At 38.6% G+C, this 12,433-nt stretch carries 13 protein-coding genes; 7 read left to right on the top strand and 6 right to left on the bottom strand.

Features of this window, described 5'->3' with window-relative positions:
• Positions 1-241 precede the first annotated feature (241 nt).
• From NSR00_RS09270 to NSR00_RS09260, 3 genes are read left to right on the top strand one after another with little or no spacing between them, the layout of a single operon-like run.
• Entirely contained in the window at positions 242-802 is a 561-nt protein-coding gene (locus NSR00_RS09270; RefSeq protein WP_340788279.1) for a biotin transporter BioY, read from the top strand.
• A gap of 11 nt (positions 803-813) precedes the next feature.
• A complete protein-coding gene (locus NSR00_RS09265; RefSeq protein WP_340788277.1) occupies positions 814-2,295 on the top strand; it encodes an AMP-binding protein in 1,482 nt (493 codons plus the stop codon).
• Entirely contained in the window at positions 2,292-3,440 is a 1,149-nt protein-coding gene (locus tag NSR00_RS09260; protein WP_340788275.1) for a thiolase family protein, read from the top strand. The genes NSR00_RS09265 and NSR00_RS09260 overlap by 4 nt, the downstream gene beginning before the upstream one ends.
• 201 nt (positions 3,441-3,641) lie before the next feature.
• Here the strand turns inward: NSR00_RS09260 and NSR00_RS09255 are convergent, their stop codons facing one another.
• Together NSR00_RS09255 and NSR00_RS09250 are read right to left on the bottom strand one after the other, a co-directional pair.
• Complete coding sequence (locus NSR00_RS09255) at positions 3,642-4,259, bottom strand: DedA family protein (protein ID WP_066250903.1); 618 nt, start codon at positions 4,257-4,259, stop codon at positions 3,642-3,644.
• Between the two features lie 99 nt (positions 4,260-4,358).
• Positions 4,359-4,598 (bottom strand): hypothetical protein, encoded by a 240-nt coding sequence (locus tag NSR00_RS09250; protein ID WP_144597064.1) that lies wholly within the window; start codon positions 4,596-4,598, stop codon positions 4,359-4,361.
• A gap of 196 nt (positions 4,599-4,794) precedes the next feature.
• Between NSR00_RS09250 and NSR00_RS09245 the strand changes: the two genes are divergently transcribed.
• The gene (locus NSR00_RS09245; RefSeq protein ID WP_144597066.1) at positions 4,795-5,370 is read left to right on the top strand and encodes an NAD(P)H-dependent oxidoreductase; all 576 of its coding nucleotides are present in this window, start codon (positions 4,795-4,797) and stop codon (positions 5,368-5,370) included.
• A gap of 81 nt (positions 5,371-5,451) precedes the next feature.
• Positions 5,452-6,276 (top strand): aldo/keto reductase, encoded by an 825-nt coding sequence (locus tag NSR00_RS09240; RefSeq protein WP_094244595.1) that lies wholly within the window; start codon positions 5,452-5,454, stop codon positions 6,274-6,276.
• Positions 6,277-7,359: 1,083 nt separating this feature from the next.
• On the opposite strand, the gene NSR00_RS09235 is transcribed toward NSR00_RS09240, so the two are convergent.
• Together NSR00_RS09235 and NSR00_RS09230 are read right to left on the bottom strand one after the other, a co-directional pair.
• Positions 7,360-7,833, bottom strand: coding sequence for a thioredoxin family protein (locus tag NSR00_RS09235; protein WP_094244596.1), 474 nt, complete (start codon positions 7,831-7,833; stop codon positions 7,360-7,362).
• Between the two features lie 299 nt (positions 7,834-8,132).
• Positions 8,133-8,552 (bottom strand): disulfide oxidoreductase, encoded by a 420-nt coding sequence (locus NSR00_RS09230; RefSeq protein ID WP_063387257.1) that lies wholly within the window; start codon positions 8,550-8,552, stop codon positions 8,133-8,135.
• Positions 8,553-8,710: 158 nt separating this feature from the next.
• Between NSR00_RS09230 and NSR00_RS09225 the strand changes: the two genes are divergently transcribed.
• Together NSR00_RS09225 and NSR00_RS09220 are read left to right on the top strand one after the other, a co-directional pair.
• Positions 8,711-9,133, top strand: coding sequence for a CBS domain-containing protein (locus tag NSR00_RS09225; protein WP_063387258.1), 423 nt, complete (start codon positions 8,711-8,713; stop codon positions 9,131-9,133).
• A 296-nt stretch (positions 9,134-9,429) separates the two neighbouring features.
• The gene (locus NSR00_RS09220; protein ID WP_340788270.1) at positions 9,430-11,178 is read left to right on the top strand and encodes a phospho-sugar mutase; all 1,749 of its coding nucleotides are present in this window, start codon (positions 9,430-9,432) and stop codon (positions 11,176-11,178) included.
• Positions 11,179-11,520: 342 nt separating this feature from the next.
• Here NSR00_RS09220 and NSR00_RS09215 read toward each other — a convergent pair whose 3' ends face one another.
• Positions 11,521-11,766, bottom strand: coding sequence for a YhdB family protein (locus NSR00_RS09215; protein ID WP_063387261.1), 246 nt, complete (start codon positions 11,764-11,766; stop codon positions 11,521-11,523).
• Positions 11,767-11,921: 155 nt separating this feature from the next.
• Positions 11,922-12,359, bottom strand: coding sequence for an Rrf2 family transcriptional regulator (locus tag NSR00_RS09210; RefSeq protein ID WP_063387262.1), 438 nt, complete (start codon positions 12,357-12,359; stop codon positions 11,922-11,924).
• Positions 12,360-12,433: the final 74 nt, after the last annotated feature.

Below are 12,433 nucleotides of genomic sequence, written 5' to 3'. Positions count from 1 at the left end.
CCCGATCTGTATGCAGATCTGCAGTGAAAGGGCGATGATTAATGTATCAAAAGTCAGCTCTAGTTCGGGCACAAGAGTCACCTCAATAGCAATTATAAAGATATTGTATCGTGAACAAGCCTAATTGTCATTTCTTTATGAAAAAACATTTTAATGTAAACTTAAATAAATTTTAGGTTTACAAAAATCGTTATTTCAACTATTATGTGATTATAAAATTTTTTCGAAAGGAGTTGTTTATATGAAGTTATATGATATGGTATTAGTATCAATGTTCGCGGCTGTTGTTGCTGTGCTCGGCCTCATACCGCCGATTGCGCTTCCGTTCACGCCAGTGCCAATCACCGCTCAAACATTGGGTGTGATGCTGGCAGGGGCAATATTAGGATCCAAACGAGGATTTATCAGTTTATTGTTGTTTGTATTACTTGTAGGAGCCGGAGCACCGATTCTTGCTGGCGGAAGAGGCGGACTGGCAGTATTATTTGGTCCGAGCGGTGGATATATTTTATCTTGGCCTTTTGCATCCTTTATAATCGGTTTTTTAGTTGAAAAGAATTTTGAAAAATTAGCATTTTGGAAAGTGTTAGTATTTAATATAATTGGAGGCATTTTATTTGTTTATTTATGCGGCATTTGCTATTTGTCTTGGATTGCCAATATGAATTGGATAAGTGCGAGCATACCGGCGTTGGCTTATATTCCAGGAGATTTAACAAAAGCGGTGATTTCAGCATTTTTGGCAGTAAGAATTCAAAAATCGTATCCATTGATTAAAGCTCGTAATAAACAGGCTGCTTAAGGGGTGAGCTGATGGGGATCGGGAGAAACATTAGTCAATTTGCATACGAACATCCTCAAAAACCGGCAATTAAACAAATAAATGGAGAGACAGTTACATATTATGAACTGTACGAAAATATAAAAAAAATACAAACAGCTTTCGTTCGATTGACAAACAAAAAAAATATAAAAGTTGGCATATTAATGGGAAACACTTCAGAATTTTTAGAAGTGTTTTTTGCCGTTATTACACTTGGCGGGATTGCTGTTCCTTTTGATCCAAAATGGAGAAAGCGCGATATCCGGCATGTATTGGAAAGCGGCCAGCTGGATGTATGCATTGGAAGCCGCGATTTTTTGGAGCGGACCGGAATAAAGCAGGAGAACGTCATGTTAATTGACGAAATAAAAAAAGATGTCCAAACGGATCATCACGAGAAGTGGGAAGAGTTTGATGAAGAATTGTTTTATCTCGGCTTTACTTCAGGTTCAACTGGAAAACCGAAAGGATATATGAGAAATCATAAATCCTGGCTGGAAAGCTTTAATGTCGGAGAACAAATTTTTGGATATGGAAAAAATGATGTCATCCTTGCTCCCGGTCCTTTATGTCATTCGTTGTCCCTGTTTGCGGCTGTTCACGCCTTACATATCGGGGCGACTTTTTATTTGCTCCCGGCTTTTTCTCAAAAGGAAACATTTAATATTTTGTTAAAGAGAGAGGCAACTGTATTTTATGGTGTTCCAACGATGATTCAAGCTTTGCTTCAAATGAAGAAAAATGAAGAGAAATGCATAATGAACAATGTAACAATCATTTCGTCTGGTGCAAAGCTTTCTTATGAAGCTAGAAAGCAGTTAAAAGAAATGTTTCCGAACGGACAGTTGTTTGAGTTTTATGGCGCATCAGAATTAAGCTTTGTCAGTTATGTCGATGATGAAATTTTTAAAAAAGCGCCAAAAAGTGTCGGCATTCCTTTTCCAGGTGTGGAAGTAGCAATCAGAAAAAAAGATGGATCGGAAGCATCCTTTAATGAAGTTGGGGAAGTAGTCGTACGTAGCGATTTATTATTTTCAGGGTATTTCAACAACCCGATTGAAACAAAAAATGTATTGAAGGATGACGGTGCATCAATTGGTGATTTAGGGTACTTAGACGAGAACGGTTTTCTAACGATCGTTGGGCGCGAGAAAAATATGTTCATCAGCGGCGGTTTAAATATTTATCCGGAAGAAATTGAAAAAGTTTTGAAGGAACGGGATGAGGTTGAGGAAGCGGTTGTTATTGGAGTAGAGGACGATTATTGGGGGCAAAAGCCGGTTGCATTTATTAAATGGAAAGAGACAGCTCAGCATAGAAGCTTCAATGCATTAAAGCGCTATTGCCGATCTGAGCTCCCGTTATATAAATGCCCGCGAACGTTTTATGAAGTGGACGAGTTCCCTTATACATCCAGCGGAAAGATTGCGCGAAAAGAACTTGAATTCATTGTGAAAGGGGAAGAAAAATGACGATCCCTGTCATTGTTATGGCAAAAAGAACGGCTATTGGAAAAATGGGGGGAATGTTTAAAAACGTCCGCCCTGAACAACTGGCTGCTGCAGTCATCAAAGCGGTTGTAGACGAGAGCGGAATTGATCCGCAGGAAATTGATGAAGTTATTTTAGGAAATGCGGTCGGTCCAGGAGGAAATATCGCTAGACTCTCACTCCTTTTAGCGGGGCTTCCCGATCAAGTTCCGGGTATTACTGTTGATCGCCAATGCGGATCAGGATTGGAAGCGGTGAATCTCGCTTGCCGGCTTGTCCAATCAGGAGCCGGCGACATTTATATTGCCGGAGGAGTCGAAAGTACAAGCCTTGCCCCTTGGAAAATTGAAAAACCTTTATCTTTATATGAAATGAAGCCACCTAAGATCTATACGAGAGCACGGTTTTCGCCGGAGTCGTTCGGTGATCCTGAAATGGGGGAAGCGGCGGAAAATGTTGCGGAAGCGTTTCAAATTTCAAGGGAAGAGCAGGACTTGTTTGCATACAGCAGCCATCAAAAAGCGGTTCAAGCGATGGAGAATGACAGATTCAGCAGTGAAATTGTCCCTGTAAATGGCATGGATCGTGATGAATGTCCAAGGAAAAGGTTGAGCTTGGAAAGGCTTCGTGCCATGAAGCCGATATTTAAAGAAAATGGCACAGTGACTGTTGGAAATTCTTGTCCATTGAATGACGGGGCTTGTGCCGTCCTTGTCATGTCTGAAAAAAAATGCCGAGAGCTTGGGCTTCTGCCCGTTCTGAAATTTGTCGATTGTACAAGTGCAGGTGTCGATCCGAACCTTTTAGGCATTGGTCCTGTTCCAGCAGTGCAACAGCTGCTGAAACGAACCGGCTTCCAAATGGAGGATATCGATTTAATCGAATTTAATGAAGCTTTTGCCTCTCAAGTATTGGCTTCTGTTAAGCAATTAAACATCCCATTGGAAAAGCTGAATGTGGGAGGAGGGGCTATTGCCATCGGACATCCTTATGGTGCTTCAGGCGCTATTCTTGTTGCAAGGCTTTGCACAGAAATGAAAAGATTGAGAGGCAAACGGGCAATCGCAACATTAGGAATCGCAGGTGGTCTGGGCCTCGCTACATTGTTTGAATTGTATGACGCATAAAACAAATCATTGGAAAGCGCGTTTTCGAAGCAGCTTTCCAATATCCTTTCATTCGGCCAGACAAGTGGAAATAATCGCTTATCAGCGATGAATGGAATAGCTAAGCCTCAATCATCATTGCGAGCGGTATTTGTTTGATTGAGGCGAGCCAAAAGTATAAAAAACGCGCATATATTATTTTTCAGCGCTTCAGGCAAAGCGTTATGATTTGGAGCGTCGGAATCGAAAAAAATACCAAATGATGATTGCAGCAAATACAAGAACGGCGATCACAGCATAAATGATTTTCGAATAAATATCTATGTATTCGGTAATGAGAGGCCAAGCTTCTCCTAATCCCGCGCCAACCGATACGAGAAATATATTCCATACGAGAGAACCGATCGTAGTGAAAATCAAAAATAAAACGAAATTCATGTTGGACATTCCAGCAGGAATGGAAATTAAGCTTCGCAATAACGGAATAACTCGGCAAAATAACACAGTCCATATGCCGTAACGATCAAACCAATTGTCTGCTTTATGTATATCCTCTTTTGAAATTTTCAATATGTATCCCCAACGGTCAACAATTTTTTCCAACCTCTCAACATCCAGCAACAGACCGACGCCGTATAAAATGATTGCACCGACAACGGAGCCGCAAGTTGCCGCCAAAATAACTCCTGGAACTGTCAGGTTCGAATAAGTGGTCATAAAACCGCCAAAAGGAAGGACAATTTCGGACGGAATCGGTGGAAAAATGTTTTCTAGCGCAATAATTAAAAAAATCCCGAGGTAGCCATATTGTTCCATAAAATCTGTAATCCAGTTTTCCATTCAAGTTCCTCCTATAAAGAACAAATTCTCTATATATTATACTAAAGAAATTGTCCTAAATGATCAAAAATAAAAATCCAGCCAATTGACTGGATGTCCCTAAAGAAGTATATAAAGCTGATAAAGTACAAGTAGAACGGTGGACACAATGAAAATGTTTTTGGCTACTATTTGTTTTTTCTGTTTGTCAATGATTTTCAATTCTTTTTTATTTACTTTCGAGTGATTGGCTGTAATCCATTGTTTTACTTCCCTTTTGTTTTGACAGGTCGCTAAATACGTTTCTCCATTTTTTCCAGTTGCATGAATAATAAAACGGCAAGTTTTTTTTGTACTCAAATAGTATTCCCAACCTTTTAAAAAAGATTTAGATTACTGTTATTTTACCAAGTTCCAACTAACTTTCAACCTTATTTTAAGATTATTTTCCTTTTCAAAAATTATGAAAAATGAAAGGGGATTCATTATTTTCTGTCGTGCATGAAGATCAACAAGAACTTTCATACTAAAAGTAACATCGTCTGGAGGTAGTTTTATGAATACACTGATTATTTACGCCCATCCTAATCCCAACAGTTTTAATTATGCGATCTTGCAGACTACTGTACAAAAACTTCAGCAGAAACAGCATGAAATTAGAATTCGGGATTTGTATGAAATGAATTTTAATCCTGTCTTAAAAGAGGATTACTTTACAAAACAAAATCCAGCCGTATCCAAAGCGATACAAGAGGAACAAATGCATTTTTCGTGGGCGAAACAATTAATTTTTATTTATCCGACATGGTGGAACGGCATGCCCGCTATTTTAAAAGGATATATCGAAAAAATATTCACGAATGGCTTCGCTTTTACGTTTACGGATGAAGGGGCAAAAGGGCTTTTGCAAAATAAAAGAGCGATTATTTTTCAAACAACATCTCATCCGGAAAATTATTTAAAGCCATATCAGTTAATTGCATCAATGGAGACAATCGTTGATGTCGGTATTTTAAATTTTTGCGGGATTGAAACAATCACTCATAAGTTTTTTTATTCAGTTCCTTATGTCGATGAAAATACAAAAAAGGCGATGCTAAAGGAAGTAGAAGATATAGTTGAAATGATTTAATCTTTTCGAAATATTCACTTTTTGATAAGGATCATGCATAATAGAAATGATGCACCAAAACTAGAAAGGGAGTGGAGTTGGTTGGTCAAAAGCTTGCAAGATACGGTGACTTTACATAATGGTGTTAAAATGCCGTGGTTTGGTTTAGGCGTATATAAAGTCAATGAAGGGGAAGAAGTAATTCAAGCTGTAAAATCAGCAATTAAAGCGGGCTACCGCAGCATAGATACGGCGGCATATTATAAAAATGAAGAGGGAGTCGGAATTGCGATAAAAGAATCGGGAATACCGAGAGAAGAACTATTTATCACAACAAAAGTTTGGAATGACGATCAAGGCTACGACTCTACATTAAAAGCGTTTGATGACAGCCTAAATCGATTAGGATTAGACTATTTGGATCTATATTTAATCCACTGGCCAGTTTCAGGAAAATATAAAGAAACATGGAAGGCATTAGAACGGTTGTATAAAGACGGAAGAGTTCGGGCGATTGGAGTCTGCAACTTCCATGTTCACCATTTAGAGGATTTATTGCAAAGTGCGGAGATTAAACCGATGGTTAATCAGGTGGAATTTCATCCAAGATTAACACAGGAGGAACTTAGAAAATATTGCAAAGAGCAAAACATTCAATTTGAAGCTTGGTCCCCGCTTATGAGAGGTGGGCTTCTCGATAATGAAACTTTAGCCGAGATTGCTGAAAAATACAATAAAACGATCGCACAGGTGATTCTCCGTTGGGATCTTCAACATGAGGTCGTGACAATTCCAAAATCGACAAAAGAGCATCGAATTATTGAAAATGCTTCTATTTTCGATTTTGAACTATCTCAAGAAGATATGGAAAAAATCGATTCCCTCAATAAAAATGAGCGGATAGGTCCTGATCCTGATACTTTTTAAAAGGTAAGAAATAAGAAATCGGTAATACTACAAGCCTTTCCTATATGATGTTCAGCAGCTTTTGAAAGGTGAAAAAATGCTTCAGCTTCAATGGAAATACATTTGTGAGCTTGAAGAAGAAATATGTTTGGAAATCTTTCCGGATAAATTGATTATTTTGCGATAGTGATTTGCAAATCATTCATCATTTTGCTGGAGCCAAGCGTATGAAGACGATTTATTGCAGTATGAACAAAATTTCTAAATATTGGAGCTACGGATATTCTGTCCGCTTTTCTTGTTAAGACTGACAAAATTTGATTATTCAAAAAGCCGCTTTTGAAATAAAAGCGGCTTTAACTTGTGCGCCCGGCATGGGTGTAATCTATAGGGTGAAAGTCCCGAGCTGCGAAGGCAGAAGTAGCAGTTAGCTTAACGCAAGGGTGTCCGTGGTGACGCGGAATCTGAAGGAAGCGAGCGGCAAACTTTAAGGTCTCTCGGAACACGAACTTCATATGAGGCTAGGTATCACTGGGTGAGTTTGCAAGACAAAACAAAGCCCTTTCTGCCGAAGGTGATACAGAGTAAATGAAGCAGATGGATGGAAGGAAAGATTACACTCTTACCCGGGGAGGTCTGGCTGGCACGCCAAGTAACCTTGGTAACCTATCTAGTGATAGATAGCTGAACAGTCAGAAGTCAGCAGAGGTCATAGTATTAGTTGGTCTAGAACAACTAAGAAGGACCGAACAATTAAGAGAGAATAGCCCTTGGCATTCAGTGAGTCATGATGAACACAGAAAACGTAGTACCTCACTTGAGGGAGGAAGCGGTGAATCCCGTGGGAGATCTCTTGGAGGGTGGAGTGACCACTGGCATAAAGAGAACAGCTATTCACGGAAGTTATAAAGACTTGCGTCAATTATCTTAATTGAACCGCCGTATACGGAACCGTACGTACGGTGGTGTGAGAGGACGGGAGTTAATCGCTCCCTCCTACTCGATTCTAGTGCAAGTCTTTGTTTTTCTCCGCCAGACAATTGTTCCATATTGCCAAGCAGGCATTTACAGCTTCCATGTTTGTCATGAAAAGACAGGTTTTCCTTATTCTGATTTTGTCCAATTTTCCAGCGCTTCTCGAAAAACGCTTTTTTCCTGTGAACCGACGATACGATCGGCTTCTTTTCCGTTTACATAATGGACAAGCGTTGGAGTTGCATCAATTTTATACTCGTCCCAGCCCTCTTCAAACTCAAGAAGGTTGTATTGGTAGATATCCACATTTAATTCTTTTGCCAAAGGCATTAAGATCGGTGTTGTGTTTTTACAGTGCGGGCAGGTAGAACTGAAAAAATAGACAATGACATCTTCTTGATTATTTAATTTTGTTTCTAGCTCATCCGGAAGTATGATGTTTTGATAATTTGGATCATCCAGCAGCTTGACGGTTTCAGGATGCAGGCTCGACTTTTTGTACGGATTTCCTTCCGCCTTTTGCTTATTTTGTAAATTTGTTACAATTGCCAGTGCCGCGAACAGTACAATAATGATTCCGCCGAATATAAGCAGTTTTTTCATATAATTTGGCGAGAAGACCCCGTAATTTTAAAAATTTTGGGGAAAGTATCGCCGTTATTCACTCCTTTCGTTCCTTTGAACTAAAAAATGTAAACCGATTTTCATAAATGACGGGAATGACGGCAGCCGCAAAAAATAAATGTTTATCTTTCTAAGACCTCATGAACTTGCCGGATTGCGATTAAGTCTTAATATGGGTAAAAAAACATAATTGAAAGCTATAAATCCAAAGGTTTTGTTTGCTGGTCTATAGAATTTGCATCATTCGCCTCTTGAAAAATCTGAAAATAACGGAAACGTTATCCTTTCTGCCGTAAAATGAAAAAGCTTGTGAGGAAAATAATTGAAAAGCCAATTAAAGCCAAGAAAGGAATTGTAACGAATCCAAACCAATTAATGTAGTCGCTTGTACAAGGAACTCTTCCGCATGCGAGGCTATGTTCCCCTAAAAAAGGAATTTTTTGTATAGAATAATGGTAAATGGAAATCATACCTCCCATAATGGACAAAGTTAAGGAATAGCTTGCAATTTTGTAATCCTTTTTTACTACAGCTATTCCAAGTATAACAACGAGCGGGTACATAAATATCCTTTGAAACCAGCACAATTTACATGGTTCGAAATGCATGATCTCAGAAAAATACAGGCTTCCTAAGGTAGAAATTAAAGAAGCGATCCAGCCTATCAACAGCAAATTGTCTTTTCGCTTATCATCCATCCAACTAACCTCTCTGTTTTCTTTCTAAAGGCATTATAATACATTTCCCCTGAATTAAAAATGATTTTGCGATGAAATCAATAAAACATCAGCTAAGAATTATTATCATTCATAAATTTTTACATATTGTTCAAACTATCAACGAAAGGAGTGAGACTATGGATAAAATTCGCGATATCATGTCTTCTAATGTCATTTCCGTTTCATCAAATCAAACTGTTCAGGAAGCTGCTCAGTTAATGAGACAGCATAATGTTGGTGCGATCCCTGTTGCAGATAATGGACAATTAAAAGGAATTATTACAGACCGTGATATTACGCTTCGCTCAACAGCTCAGGGCAAAAACGAAAGCACAACCGTTGCAGAAGTTATGTCGACAAACCCTGTATGCTGTAGTCCAGACGCGAGTCTGCAAGAAGCTGCCCAAATCATGGCACAAAATCAAATTCGCCGGTTGCCTGTAGTGGAAAATAATCAAGTTGTCGGCATGGTCGCATTAGGAGATTTAGCAACAAATAAGACTTCTGATGAAGCGGCAGGAGAAGCATTAACAAACATTTCTGAAAAAGATCTTCAATAACCCCTCTTGCAATCCCGGGATGGGAGTGCGTTGCTGAAAAAAGAGCGTCCGTTTGGCGCTCTTTTTTCCGTTCAGTGGCAAAGAGCTTTGTCGCTCGGTTTGTTTTTTTTCAAATGATACAAATATTACATAAATTTATAAATAACTGGAGATATGGAAAGACGATCATTTGCGAAAAATATGTAAAAGCTGTTTCGAATAGTTCTAAAAATAGGGATGATCATCTCATTTCCATAAAATTTGTGATAAAATATTTCAGGAGAGAAAAAGAAGGGGAACTGGAGGGGTGTTAAGTTATGGCGAAATGGAAAGAAAATTATCAACGATGGATATCGAAAGAAGATTTAGATCAAGAGCTAAAACAGCAATTACTAGAAAAAGCAGACATTGAACTCGAATTAGAGGACTGCTTTTATAAAAGCTTAGAGTTTGGTACAGGAGGAATGCGGGGAGAAATTGGCCCAGGCACAAATCGGATGAACATTTATACAATCCGCAAGGCTTCTGAGGGATTGGCAAGATATATTGAATCTTTTGGAGAAGAAGCCAAAAGACGCGGCGTGGTAATTGCTTACGATTCCCGCCACAAATCGCCGCAATTTGCTATGGAAACGGCAAAAACTATCGCAACGCATGGTATTCAAACTTATGTATTTGATGAATTAAGGCCAACTCCTGAATTATCTTTTGCTGTCCGTTATTTAAACGCATTTTCAGGTGTTGTAATAACGGCAAGCCATAACCCGCCGGAATATAATGGATTTAAAGTTTACGGAGAGGATGGAGGTCAGATTCCTCCAAAAATAGCTGATGAAATCATCAAAAAAGTGAATGAAGTTGAAAATGAATTAGAAGTTGCTGTTGAAAATGAAGATATTTTAAAACAAAAAGGTTTGATTAAAATCATTGGAGCGGAAATAGACGAAGCATATAATGAAAAGATCAAAACGATTTCACTGAATCCTAATTTGGCAAAAGAAGTAGATGTAAAGGTCGTTTTTACACCGCTGCATGGTACAGCCAATAAACCAGTTCGACGAGCTCTTCAATCATTAGGCTATCAAAATGTAACCGTCGTCAAAGAGCAGGAGCTTCCAGATCCAAATTTTTCGACAGTGGCTTCGCCGAATCCTGAGGAGCATGCAGCGTTTGAGCTAGCGATAAGAGAAGGGAAACGCATTGATGCTGATATTTTAATCGGAACTGACCCTGATGCTGACCGTTTAGGAGTTGCTGTCAAAAATGACAAAGGCGAATACATTGTGTTAACAGGAAACCAAACGGGTGCGATTTTGCTCAACTATATCCTTTCTGAGAAAAAGAAAAAAGGATTGCTGCCTGAAAATGGCGTTGTTCTAAAAACGATTGTTACGTCGGAAATAGGCCGCGCAATAGCGGAGGAATATGGACTAAAAACAATTGATACGCTTACCGGGTTTAAATTTATCGGGGAAAAAATTAAAGAATTTGAACAAACGAAACAATACAAATTTCAATTCGGTTATGAGGAAAGCTACGGATATTTAATTGGCGATTTTGTCAGAGACAAAGATGCCGTTCAAGCGGCCGTTTTAGCTGTTGAAGTATGTGCATTTTATAAGAAAAAAGGGCTCACACTTTATGACGGATTAATGGAAATTTTCAATCGATACGGGTATTACAGAGAAGGGTTAAAATCGTTAACCTTAAAAGGTAAGGACGGAGCAGAACAGATTAAGCGAATTTTAGAATCTTTCCGCCAAAATCCGCTTGCTGAAATTGCAGGTAAAACGGTTACGATTATCGAGGATTATTTAACAAGTGAACGTACATTGCTTCAATCGAACAAAAAGGAAACAATTGATTTGCCAAAATCAAATGTATTGAAATATTTCCTTGAAGACGGATCTTGGTTCTGTTTGCGGCCTTCGGGAACCGAGCCGAAAGTGAAATTTTATTTTGCTGTTCAGGCCGATTCACTGAATAATAGTGAAAAGGCATTGGAAGAATTAATAAATGCCGTAATGGAAAAAGTAAATGATATTCTGACAGTTAAAAAAGCTTAACTCCATTTCGATTGAGATCCCTTCAGTCTGTCCAATAAGTCTTAAAAATAAGAGCGAGGGAGAAAAACAAGACGTTTTTCCACCCTCGCTTTTTCGTTTACGCTCTTAAAAAAGCGAGCTAATTCCCGAGTTTTGGCAAAGTTGATAGCCGATTATAGCAGCGGATCAATAGCCATGAAAAAAGGCTCCTGAAAAAACGGGCTTTCGGCAAAAACGATCGCCGCTTTTAACATTGAAGCAATAACTTAAACGACTAAAACAGAAAGAAAAAGCAACCCCATTTTTCAGAAATAACTTTTCTGAAAAAAGGTTGCTTAAACTATTGAGTCACCTTTCTGGAAACTATTTCAGCGCGATTTCCGGTTCAACCTCTGTTACGTTTTCTAATGCATGGTCAATATAACGAAGTAAAGCATATAGTTTATGCTCAATAATTTGATAATCGTGTTCAAAATTATAAGCGTGTAAAAAATGCTCAATTTTTTTGGAAAGAAAATCGTCGTTTGTGCGCACCATTAAAATAATCAAATTGTCCCATTGCGAACGGTGCGTGTAATATAATGCTTTGTCGTAATCCATTTTATTCATAATTAACATCCCTCCCTAAAAGGAGTTATGTTTATTGTATGAATAAATCGGTTTTTTGTACCGTTGCAAATGTTGGACATAACAACAGCCGTTTCTTTCAAAACAAATGTATAAATGCCTCATTCAAAAAACGAAAGACCATTTAAGGCTTTTTTCTACTTCACATTAAACAAATGCTTCAATTCGTTTTGATTTATGATTAAATCAGCGAGTGTGTACTGATCCAGCACTTGTAAATAAGCTTGCAAGGCTTGCTGGAAAACATGGCGCAGCCTGCAGGCGGATGTGATCACACATTCGCTGTTTTTTTCATTAAAACATTCGACAAGATGGAAATCTTCTTCAGTTTTTCTAACCACATCGCCAATATTTATTTCGGATGCAGGACGTGCTAAACGGAAACCGCCATTTCGTCCTCGAATCGTTTCAATATACCCGTTTTTCCCAAGCTGGTAAATGACCTTCATTAAATGGTTTTTTGAAATGCCGTACACATCCGCAATTTCTTTAATATTGGATAATTCCTCTCGGTTTTTCGTGCCAATGTAAATGAGCACACGGAGCGAATAGTCAGTATAGTTTGTAAGACGCATTGGCCTCCCTCTCTTTGTCCGTACTAGCTCCATTATACACTGATGGATAATTTAGGTTCAAAAATGTGACATCT

Source organism: Aeribacillus sp. FSL K6-8394 (assembly GCF_038008865.1).
GTDB classification, from domain to species: domain Bacteria; phylum Bacillota; class Bacilli; order Bacillales; family Aeribacillaceae; genus Aeribacillus; species Aeribacillus composti.
The sequence above is the reverse complement of the archived record's forward strand: the minus strand, read 5'-3'. Positions and strand labels throughout refer to the sequence as shown.

Bases quoted from the DNA above. Each gene is read 5' to 3' on its own strand.
- NSR00_RS09255 (WP_066250903.1), bottom strand. From the start codon at position 4,259: ATGGAAAACTGGATTACAGATTTTATGGAACAATATGGCTACCTCGGG.
- NSR00_RS09270 (WP_340788279.1), top strand. From the start codon at position 242: ATGAAGTTATATGATATGGTATTAGTATCAATGTTCGCGGCTGTTGTT.
- NSR00_RS09260 (WP_340788275.1), top strand. From the start codon at position 2,292: ATGACGATCCCTGTCATTGTTATGGCAAAAAGAACGGCTATTGGAAAA.
- NSR00_RS09235 (WP_094244596.1), bottom strand. From the start codon at position 7,833: ATGAAAAAACTGCTTATATTCGGCGGAATCATTATTGTACTGTTCGCG.
- NSR00_RS09230 (WP_063387257.1), bottom strand. From the start codon at position 8,552: ATGGATGATAAGCGAAAAGACAATTTGCTGTTGATAGGCTGGATCGCT.
- NSR00_RS09225 (WP_063387258.1), top strand. From the start codon at position 8,711: ATGGATAAAATTCGCGATATCATGTCTTCTAATGTCATTTCCGTTTCA.
- NSR00_RS09215 (WP_063387261.1), bottom strand. From the start codon at position 11,766: ATGAATAAAATGGATTACGACAAAGCATTATATTACACGCACCGTTCG.
- NSR00_RS09245 (WP_144597066.1), top strand. From the start codon at position 4,795: ATGAATACACTGATTATTTACGCCCATCCTAATCCCAACAGTTTTAAT.
- NSR00_RS09220 (WP_340788270.1), top strand. From the start codon at position 9,430: ATGGCGAAATGGAAAGAAAATTATCAACGATGGATATCGAAAGAAGAT.
- NSR00_RS09210 (WP_063387262.1), bottom strand. From the start codon at position 12,359: ATGCGTCTTACAAACTATACTGACTATTCGCTCCGTGTGCTCATTTAC.
- NSR00_RS09265 (WP_340788277.1), top strand. From the start codon at position 814: ATGGGGATCGGGAGAAACATTAGTCAATTTGCATACGAACATCCTCAA.